Raw genomic sequence first — 10,061 nt, 5'->3', positions numbered from 1 at the left:
GCGACCATAATGCTGCCATTAATATTCTGAATCGTGCTGTAGGAACTACAGTTTAAGCCTGTGGAATTGAACCAATAGGTTCAATAATGAAGCAGGAAGCCACCCTATTCATAGGGTGGTAGTTCACTATTTCGCTATGTAACTTGAAGCATTATTAGATATTGATGCATTATTAAATATGATGAAATCGTAGTTCCACCGTATTCTACATATCGAGGAGAACTGATTATGACATCCACACGTTTTGTTATCACTGTAATTGGAATAGACAAAGTCGGGATAGTAGCACATATAACAAATATACTGGCCCAATTCGAGGTGAACATTGTGGATATAAGCCAGACTATAATGGAAGATTTGTTCACCATGATAATGCTGACAGAGACAAAAAAAAAGGGATTTGACATTGATGCATTCCAGAATGCAATAAATGCTGCTGGAGATGAACTTGGTGTTGAGATCCAGGTACAGAAAGACGATGTATTCCGTTTCATGCACCGTATCTGAATTCCCAAAAGAGGTGGTATAAATGTTCATTCATCCTGAAGAAATAATGGAAACCATTCATATGATTTCCAGCATGAACCTTGACATACGAACTGTCACAATGGGAATCAACCTGCGAGATTGTGTTCATCCTGATATTGAGACTTTCAATGACAACATTCACGAGAAAATGACACGTTGCGCCAGCAAACTGGTTGATGTTGCAGACGAAGTCGAACAAATGTATGGCATACCCATAATCAATAAACGTATATCTGTTACACCAATTGCCACAATTGCAGAAACATACACACAGGAAGAGATAGTTTCCATTGCAAAAACTCTTGACAGAGCAGCCAATGAGATTGGAGTTGATTTCATAGGTGGTTTCACCGCTCTTGTCCATAAAGGGATGACAGCGGGTGACAGAAGACTTATTAATGCAATCCCTGAGGCTCTTGCAGTTACGGAAAAGGTTTGTTCTTCTGTTAATGTAGCAACTACGAAAGCCGGCATAAACATGAATGCTGTGAAGCTTATGGGAAAAGTGATTAAAGAAACTGCAGACCTTACCAGGGATAGGGAAGGTATTGGCTGTGCTAAACTCGTAGTTTTTGCAAACGCCCCGGAAGATAATCCTTTTATGGCTGGTGCTTTTCACGGAGTCGGCGAGGCTGATTGTGTCATAAATGTGGGCGTGAGCGGTCCCGGTGTTGTGAATTCTGCTATAAGGGACCTGAATAATCCTGACCTGGGGGAAATTGCTGAGTGTATAAAGAAAACCGCCTTTAAAATCACAAGAATGGGAGAGATGACCGGCAGGGAAGTGTCCCGCAGACTGGAAGCTGATTTTGGAGTTGTGGACCTCTCACTTGCACCCACACCTGAAGTTGGTGATAGTGTAGCAGCTATCCTTGAGGCAATGGGGCTGGAAAGCTGTGGCACCCACGGAACCACAGCTGCTCTTGCATTGTTGAATGATGCGGTGAAGAAAGGCGGTGCAATGGCATCATCTTCTGTAGGCGGACTAAGTGGGGCTTTTATACCTGTAAGTGAGGATGCAGGAATGATAGAAGCCGTGAAACGTGGTTCACTGAAACTGGATAAGCTCGAAGCAATGACATCTGTATGTTCGGTGGGATTGGATATGATTGCAGTTCCCGGAGACACTCCATCCTCTACGATTTCGGCAATTATGGCCGATGAAATGGCTGTAGGAATGATAAACAGGAAAACAACAGCAGTGCGCATCATTACTGCACCGGGCAAAAAGACAGGAGATATGGTTGAGTATGGAGGATTGCTTGGAAGCTGTCCGGTCATGCCTGTCCACAAATTCAGTTCTGAAGAGTTTGTTAAAAAAGCAGGGCGTATCCCGGCGCCAATACAGGCACTCACAAATTGAAAGTGTCAAAAGTGGAATTATAGAGTTCTTTACTCTTTTCCACAATATTGTTTACAACTTTCTTTTTGTTTGCCATTCCATTGATGTCAACAACAATATCTGCATATTTCCGGTACAATTGCAGCCTTTCCAAATACAATTTCTTAATTCCCTTTTCCCGGAAACCCACCAGCCCTCTTTTCTAGGGATGGGAAATCCTTTTTCTTATATTGGGAAAAGTATCATCAAGCAGTATTATTATAGATTTTTCAGAAAGGATTTCCATTGCAGCTTCTGAGTAGATTGCACTACCACCCGTAGCGATCACCATTTTGTCCTTTAAATCCAAATTTAGTATGGCGTCCTCTTCAACTTTAATAAAAGCTGAATCTCCTTTTTCGTCAAGATAATCCTGTAACTGTCCACCTATTCTTTGCTTTATCAAGTCATCCACATCAACAAAGCTATAACCTAAATGGGTGGCAAGAAGTTTGCCAATGGTACTTTTTCCGACACCAGCCATTCCAATTAGGGTAATGATCATACATATCACTTGGTTTTATTTAGGGATAAATGCAATGTTTGAAATTAATGAATATTTGCTAGTTAAAATTTTTAATTCATCGGTTAGGTATATACGTTATAGTATCATAATTATTTTCGGGTCTATTCTAGGGAGGTTTCAATATGAGTGAACTAAGCAAAGAGACTATAGTTTCAGAAATGATGGAAACAAATAAAAAAAACCCGGTGGGTCACGCTTTAAAGATGTTGACAGACTTCAGTGTGGAAACAAAGAGAGGAACCGTAAACGGCAAAGCGGGCGATTATATCGTCAAACGTAATAATGGGACCGTTTCTGTACTTAAATCTTCGATGTTCTTGCGAAAATACCGGGTCCTGCGTTGACAAAGGGCTTATTAACCTAACTTTTCGAGCATATTCCGACCATTTTGGATATTCATTTTTCTGAGGATTTCTAATTGTTATAATATTTTCAGATAGCAATAGCAACTGTTATTAATATACTCTTCCATTATGCAGTCAGTTCAACAGGCGGTAGATGGATGGAAAAAGGTAGGTTACTTGTTTATTTATCGATATTTACTATAATGGGATTGTCCAATGCAGTGATACCTATTCTTCCTGAACTTGCAGGAATTGGATCCGGGAATCATGCAGTCGAATTGTCAAGTCTTCTTTTTTCTGCCTACTTTATAGGAGCTCTGCTTACGATGCTGCCCTTTGGAATACTGGCAGAAAGATATGGCTTTATGAGATTTGTGACAATCAGCCTGGTGCTAACTTTTTTTTCAGGAGCTATAATGCTTTTTACCAATGAAATTCATCTGCTGATCCTTGCAAGATTGATGGAAGGGACTGCTTGTGGTGCATTTTTCCCTGCGGCATTTTCTTACCTTGGTTCATTCAGCAAGAGAAAACAGTATATGGGAGAATTTAATTTTCTATTAAACGCAGGACTTGCTGCAGGTGTTGCTTTGAGCGGTCTTTTGGCTACCATGGGCTTAAAGTATGGTATCATGGCTTTTACAGTTATATCCTTCTTGACCCTTATTGCGGGAATGGGATACCTGTACAAAAATGGCCGGAATAAAGAAAAATTACAATCTCCAATTATTGCTGAAATCCGGCAAAAGATCTCCACAACCTCTGGATTTCTGGTAGACAAATCTTATATGGGTATCTGGATAATCGTTTTTGTACTGATAGGTACCAATGGTGTCTTACTTGCATTGTATCCTGATTACAGTACAGGCATGCTTTCCAAAGCTGAACTGGGAATTGCCATTGCTGTAAGCTATATCAGTACAATGGTATCTTCCATTTGGATATCACATACATCCATGGAATCAAAACAAATGATCAATATAGGTATTGTGGTAGCAGCTTCAGGAACCCTGGCGACCATATGGTTGCCTTTTGTAGGATTTGCATTGCTGGGATCCGGTTCGGGACTTGCGATGGTCGGATTGCCAACACTGCTGGCATCCATGAGTAAGAACAAAGGTATCACAATGGGCCTCTACAGCACATATACCTATGGGGGTCTTGCAATCATGCCTCTATTTGCAGGAGGCCTGTCGGGATTTGTAGGACTGGAAATGATATTTGCGATTTTTGCAATTCTCCTTTTCCTGACCCTTTTTGTTAATTATAAAATAAGGTCAAATAAAACTTATATAGGTTGAAAAAGATATTTTTCCCATCGATACGACATTCTGAAATTAAAGTGGGGATGTACCTATTCCCATAATTGTCAATTGTGTTTCCATAGGAGGATGTTTCCACCCTTCAGGAATTATTTTCTTCTCCTTTATATTGAAGGATACTTGGTCTTTTTTGATACCACAACTTTTCATATATTCGAATAGCACATTTTTGCCGTTATCTATGGAATAATCATAGGCTTGCGTATAAGTTTTAAAACTCTTTCTTCCATTTTGGGAAAAAACAAGGAAATCCTGATCCGGTTCGGATAAAGATGCAGGCCTTATAAGGTATTCAAGTCTTTTTATTCCTTTACCATATAGGGCCCCAATTGCATTTCCTACACCTGCATGGTCCGGGAGAATGATGTCAGCGTCTACAATTTTTCCAAGTGATTTTACATAGGGGGCTACAGGGCCACCGATAAGAACTACAGGTAATTTCATTTTAAAAGTAGTAGGATAATTACCGGTTAGGGTCTCCATTATACTCTCTTTTTCGATATTTGGGAGGGCGAAACATATTAGGTCATATGCCATATTGAGAGCAAATTTTTCTTTCAGTGTTGCACACATCTCAAATTTACTGCTAAAAGCAAATCTTGCAAGAATGTCAACCCCGATTGATGCGGCTTCTACATTCCATTGTTCATAATCTCCCAATACATGTAATACATCTGTCGGAGTAAAACCTATAACACGGATAAATCGTTTGCTTATAAGGGAATCCAGCATATTTGATGAAATGTGGCTCCTGGAGAGGGAAGTCAGTTCCCTGTAAGACATCGGTTCACTGCCAAGTACGTCAAGTATTTTTCTTTCAGTGGCGTTTAACTCATGTTTTCCAGAGCCATTTTTAACGAAAAATCTGGCTGGCTGGATATTTTCATCACAAAGGTCCCTTTGTGGATGGGAAGTACTTTTTAATTTCGATAAAAATCCCGGGTACATTTCTGCTGCAAGACAGAGAGGAATTACACGCCGGGGTCCTATGAAAAGCCCGCCTTTACGCGTCCAGATTCCACTATCTCCTCCCATTGCAGAGGTTTCCATATGAATTGCACGTACTCTGGTTTTCCACCCCCCTACAATTCCACCGGACTCACTTAGTTCAGGCACTCCTTTTGAAATAGAAGAAATATCGGTACTTGTACCTCCCACATCTATTGTGATACAGGTATGCCTCCCACTTAAATGGGAGGCCCCGATAAGACTTGCAGCAGGCCCTGAAAATACGGTTTCTATAGGTTTTTTGAGCGCATCTTCAATGCCTGTTACAGAGCCATCGCATTTAAGCATCAGAAGTCGGGCACTTATTCCTCTTCTTCTTATGTCTTTAACTATAGTTTCAATAAATTGCTTTATTACAGGAATAAGCCGTGCATTCAGTGTAGCTGTTACAGCCCTTTCATAAGCTCCGATGTCCTGGGAGAGTTCATGACCACAAACAACTGGCATATCAACAATTGTTTGAATGAGTTCTCTTGTTTTTATTTCGTGATCCGGATTACGTATGCTGAAATGGGATGAAATCGCAAATGCAGATACTTTATCCTTTATACCCTTAACAAAGGACTCGATGGATTTTGTGTCAAGTTCCTGCATTTCCAGGCCTTTGTGATCATGGCCACCCTTTGCATGAAATATATGCCGGGAAGGAAAACCTTCCCTTTCACTTCCGTGTTCCCCAATCAGTATAAGTGCTACAGGATATCCTGTATTTTCAAGGACCGTGTTTGTGGCAAGGGTTGTAGAGACAGAAACCACTGCAATATCTTCAAGATATTGAAAATCAAGCCCATCAATTGAATTTTCGATGCCTTCAAGTAAATCAGGATATGTTGTAAGTGCCTTGTTTGAACTGACTACTTTTCCTGAATTGTTTTCAATAATGACTACATCAGTATAAGTTCCCCCGGCATCTATGCCCAGACTATATTTCATGTAAAACCTCCCTTCTTTTTTTTAGGTTCAATATGTACAGTAACATCCCTGACTGCTGAATAACTTGCTTTTAAGGACGATTCTATTTGTTCAACTATTGGTTTGGTCTGAATGATTTTTATTTTAGGGTCCATACGTACATGCAGGTCAACATAAAGCTCTGAATCAGTTCCATGTGCCCTTACATTATGACATTCGCTGGCCCCATCTATTGAATTTACAAGATTGCAGATTTGCTTTTCATCCAGGCTAAATCGATCACTCAAAAAAATGCTGCTCTCCCACATTACAGAAAGGGTTTCTTTAACCAAAAATGAAAAGAAAAAGATTGAAAGGACAACATCCAGGAAAAAATATCCATGTTCAATACCTACCAGACCTATTAATGTAATAATGGTTAAAGCCACTTCTCTTTTGATATTGTCAGAACTATTATAGTTTTTTTCTTCCTGCAAGGGGAATTGGACCTTTTTCATGGAATGAACTAACAGAAGATAAAATATGATAGAAAGCAGGACTATAATATATCCGGATATATCGATAAACGGAACTTTGTGATAACTATATTTGGCTATCAGTGAATGGCCTATTAAAAGCAAAGAAATTATTCCAATTCCAAGAGCTACCAGAAACTGACCCATTTTTGCATATTTAGAATAACCATAGGGATGCAGGGAATTGGGTGAAAGGGAAGTGACATAAAAACTACCAGCAATAAACACAATTGAAAATCCTCTTAGTAGTGAATAATATCCACTGGTCTCCAGATAGATTATATCATAAAAATATCCATACAATATCTTTGGTATGGAAATAAAAAAAATCAGGAAAACAAAAATGAAAAAATATTTTTCCAACAAGGTTTTCCTGTACATTTCTGCTCCTCCAACATAAATAATATAAGTATATCCCAATATGTTGCTTTAAATACCTGGAGCCACAGGTTTCTCACAAATTTCATTCAGTACCATAGCAAGAGCTGCATATAGTGAACCAAATCCGAGTAGAAGTCCATCGATACCTGCAATAACAAGTAAACCGGTCATTCCTGTAGCATTGATAAATGCAAGCAGGATGAACAGGATGAACAGGGTAAGGAACACAAACTGTATGGCTTTGCTGCCATTGCACATTTTCAAGGTACCTATAAGCATCACAAAAGTGTAAATACCCCATATGAAGAGATAGGTGGCCATTGATATTGGTTCAGCAGCAGCGGCCCATCCAAGAGACTGCAGTATAATCAGTCCTGCAAGTGAGAACCAGAAAAGTCCGAATGCATTAAAAGCAGTTCCGGCAAAGACATCTCCTTTTTTCCATGCCATTATCCCTGCAAATACCTGGGCAAATCCTCCCAGGAAGATTGCCATTGAAACTACCATTGAATCAAGTGGGAATAAACCTACATATGTCAGGCTTAGCAAAACTGCTGAAAGCCCAAGTCCAGTGAAACCAAGTGGTGCAGGGTTGGCCGTTTTATCAGCTACTTCGGCTTGCACCATTTGAATATTTCCTTCCATAAATATCACCTTTATCATTTGAATTAATAGATCGATACAGACCAAAAGTTACAATAACTCACAATTAACTTAATCTGAAAAAATAGGAGTAAAGGGAGGTTGTAAGTATTGCATTGCTTTTATATCCCCTCCTTGTTTAGCTACATAGAAGATTACAAGGTGATTGGGGCTGTGAACTCCTTAAAGGAGCCCACAGCTAAACGTCTGTATGTTTGCTGTTCAGAGACCGTAGTTCTCCGGCCTGAAGACCTTGACTTCGTCTTTGTATTGTTCAAGGGAGTCACTAAGGAACTTATCTGAATCATCAGTAAGTCCAGCCAGAGCCTCACTAGCATCAGCAAGTGCGTTCTTTTCGAATCTGGTCATCTGTAGTTTGGGATCTGCATTTTCAAGCAGGTTCACACACTCTACAGCAGCGTTCTTTGCACGGAGATAGATGTCGTCTGAATCCTTGACAATTGCTTCACCAATCTTGTAGGCATTGTCATAGGCCAGGATGTATCCCTGTGGGTCCCTGTACTTGTCGGAGAGGACCATCATGTCCCTGAGGTTTTTGGATTGACCTGTCTGGAGGGAGACATTCATCAGTGCACAGTCATATGCAAGGGATTCACTCCAGCACTGTACGGTTGTACCACCGAATTCACCATGGTATTCCACGGATTCATTGGACCAGAGGTCACAGCACTGCATTACAATGTTACCCATTACATCGGAGTGAGCACAGGTGGAGGTTTTACCTTCCTGGGCAATCGGCACACCGGAAATAGCCTTCACAATAGTGTTCTCATAACCACAGTCTTTACCCGGACCAACTGCACCTGCCTCATAGGCGGCAAGGGTACGTGGTGCGGATATAGCTCTGGCAATTATTGCAAGGGTGTGGGCCAGGTTCTTGTCAAGAAGTCCACCTGCAATAAACATTGCAGTGTTTGCCTGTGCACAGTCAGTATCACCAGCAGATACAACATTGTTCTTCTTGGCAATTTTTGTAATGTCCTGCCAGATGTATTCCATATCCATAGTACCCAGGCAACCAATTGCAAAGAGCATACCTGGAACATCGTTTCTCAGAATTGCACGGTCAAAGACTTCTTTACCACCCATAGTTTCTATGGATAAGAGATCTGCACCGTTTGCTGCGATTTCCTCGAAGGATTCCATAAGGGTGTTGTATTTTTCTCCCCTCAGCTGCAGGTAATCACGGTCTTCACGAATGTCACCAGGGGTGTGTCTCAGAGCGCATTTGATGCCGTATTCATCATGGTAATCTTCCATAATGGCTTTCTGTGCATTTGCGACCTCTCCACCCCAGGTTGGATTGTTGGTCATCTGCTGAACGTGCTCGGTTTCCAGTACAACTGCCGGGAAACCTACCTGGACCATCCTTTCCATTATGTCACGGGTAATACGCTCATATTCCTTTACAAGTTTCTCTTTGGTCTCACCGGCTTCTGGCCTGGGTGCATAGTTTACTTCAGGTGTGGTGTAACCGGCACCAATCTCTAAGTCCAGCCCTGCTTTTACAGGATTGGGAGAGTTCCCAAAAATCATATCGTCTGCGCTGGCATATGCCATCTTGGTGTATCTGTTTACTGTCATTTTGCTCACCTCTTCAGTGTAGATGGAATTGTTCCTTGAGTTTGCCAAGATCTGCGCCTGCAAGAATTGCCTCTGCCATCTTTGGTGCATCGGCCGCCTCTTCTCCATATACTCCGAGCTCATAGGTAGATACGAAGTCCTGATTTACAGCACCGCCACCACACTGGAATGGAACTTTAATACCTGCTTCAAGAAGCCTGTCATTGACAGCTTTGAAAGCGTACATTGTGGTAGTCATAAGGGCAGTTCCTGTCACCATTATTGGCTTTTCTTTCTTCACAGTTTCAATAACCTCGTCTACCGGTACATCACGTCCAAGGTCTACCACATCGAAACCATTTGCTCTCAGGAGGGCTGAGACAATGGACTTACCGATGTCATGCACGTCACCTTCTGCAACGTGGCATACGATCTTACCTTTGGATACAGGTGCTTCTTTGGCCTGGGATTTACAGAAATCAATACCATCAAGCATTGCATCTGCAGACATCATTACATTTGGCAGGAAAATTATACCTTCATCGTAGAGTTTTGATACCACTCCCATTCCCACCATCAGGGCATCATCGATTAAGGCAATTGGATCCTTGCCGGCATCAATTGCTTTCTTAAGGCCCTCTACTGTATCATCTTCTTCGCCTTCATAAATTGATTCTGCAATCGGGCGAATCAGCTCGTCTTTTGGATAAAGTTCTGCTGCCGCGTCATCCGGCGTCATTGCTTTTTCCATTTTGACGTTATATCTTTCCAGAATTTCACTGGGGTCTACGTCCAAACTGGTCATTCTACACTTCCTTCCATATTTGTTTCAAATATATTCAGGGACAATGCCTGATGGCGATTGGCCCAACTCCAATCTATTGCGAGGTTTAATCAAACCTCATATTCAAGTGAGAT

At 41.2% G+C, this 10,061-nt stretch carries 11 protein-coding genes; 4 read left to right on the top strand and 7 right to left on the bottom strand.

What is annotated here, in order from left to right; genetic code table 11:
- Positions 1 to 228 precede the first annotated feature (228 nt).
- A complete protein-coding gene (locus EFE42_RS02485) occupies positions 229 to 507 on the top strand; it encodes an ACT domain-containing protein (protein ID WP_123135769.1) in 279 nt (92 codons plus the stop codon).
- 22 nt (positions 508 to 529) lie between these two features.
- Positions 530 to 1,891: a PFL family protein gene (locus EFE42_RS02480; protein ID WP_123135768.1), complete on the top strand. Its 1,362-nt coding sequence runs from the start codon at positions 530 to 532 to the stop codon at positions 1,889 to 1,891.
- Here the strand turns inward: EFE42_RS02480 and EFE42_RS02475 are convergent.
- Together EFE42_RS02475 and EFE42_RS02470 are read right to left on the bottom strand one after the other, a co-directional pair.
- Complete coding sequence (locus EFE42_RS02475) at positions 1,881 to 2,060, bottom strand: hypothetical protein (RefSeq protein WP_123135767.1); 180 nt, start codon at positions 2,058 to 2,060, stop codon at positions 1,881 to 1,883. The two genes, EFE42_RS02480 and EFE42_RS02475, sit on opposite strands and share 11 nt — an antisense overlap.
- Positions 2,061 to 2,072: 12 nt before the next feature.
- Positions 2,073 to 2,414 carry a shikimate kinase gene (locus EFE42_RS02470; RefSeq protein WP_123135766.1) on the bottom strand — a complete coding sequence of 114 codons (342 nt, stop codon included), beginning with the start codon at positions 2,412 to 2,414 and terminating at the stop codon, positions 2,073 to 2,075.
- 143 nt (positions 2,415 to 2,557) lie between these two features.
- On the opposite strand from EFE42_RS02470, the gene EFE42_RS02465 reads away from it, so the two are divergent.
- Both EFE42_RS02465 and EFE42_RS02460 read left to right on the top strand, forming a co-directional pair.
- Positions 2,558 to 2,779: a hypothetical protein gene (locus EFE42_RS02465; protein ID WP_123135765.1), complete on the top strand. Its 222-nt coding sequence runs from the start codon at positions 2,558 to 2,560 to the stop codon at positions 2,777 to 2,779.
- A 158-nt stretch (positions 2,780 to 2,937) separates the two neighbouring features.
- A complete protein-coding gene (locus tag EFE42_RS02460; protein ID WP_233564691.1) occupies positions 2,938 to 4,080 on the top strand; it encodes an MFS transporter in 1,143 nt (380 codons plus the stop codon).
- 36 nt (positions 4,081 to 4,116) lie between these two features.
- On the opposite strand, the gene EFE42_RS02455 is transcribed toward EFE42_RS02460, so the two are convergent.
- From EFE42_RS02455 to mtaC, 5 genes are all read right to left on the bottom strand, one after another.
- On the bottom strand, positions 4,117 to 6,042 hold the full coding sequence (locus EFE42_RS02455; protein ID WP_123135764.1) for a hydantoinase/oxoprolinase family protein: 1,926 nt from the start codon (positions 6,040 to 6,042) through the stop codon (positions 4,117 to 4,119).
- The gene (locus EFE42_RS02450) at positions 6,039 to 6,917 is read right to left on the bottom strand and encodes a cation diffusion facilitator family transporter (protein ID WP_123135763.1); all 879 of its coding nucleotides are present in this window, start codon (positions 6,915 to 6,917) and stop codon (positions 6,039 to 6,041) included. Before EFE42_RS02450 ends, EFE42_RS02455 begins: the two co-directional genes overlap by 4 nt.
- A 48-nt stretch (positions 6,918 to 6,965) precedes the next feature.
- A complete protein-coding gene (locus EFE42_RS02445) occupies positions 6,966 to 7,562 on the bottom strand; it encodes an acetate uptake transporter (protein WP_123135762.1) in 597 nt (198 codons plus the stop codon).
- Positions 7,563 to 7,781: 219 nt separating this feature from the next.
- Positions 7,782 to 9,164, bottom strand: coding sequence for a methanol--corrinoid protein co-methyltransferase MtaB (mtaB, locus tag EFE42_RS02440; RefSeq protein ID WP_123135761.1), 1,383 nt, complete (start codon positions 9,162 to 9,164; stop codon positions 7,782 to 7,784).
- Positions 9,165 to 9,177: 13 nt separating this feature from the next.
- A complete protein-coding gene (gene mtaC / locus EFE42_RS02435) occupies positions 9,178 to 9,948 on the bottom strand; it encodes a methanol--corrinoid protein MtaC (protein WP_123135760.1) in 771 nt (256 codons plus the stop codon).
- Positions 9,949 to 10,061: the final 113 nt, after the last annotated feature.

It is taken from the genome of Methanohalophilus sp. RSK, assembly GCF_003722075.1.
Classification (GTDB): domain Archaea; phylum Halobacteriota; class Methanosarcinia; order Methanosarcinales; family Methanosarcinaceae; genus Methanohalophilus.
The sequence above is the reverse complement of the archived record's forward strand: the minus strand, read 5'-3'. Positions and strand labels throughout refer to the sequence as shown.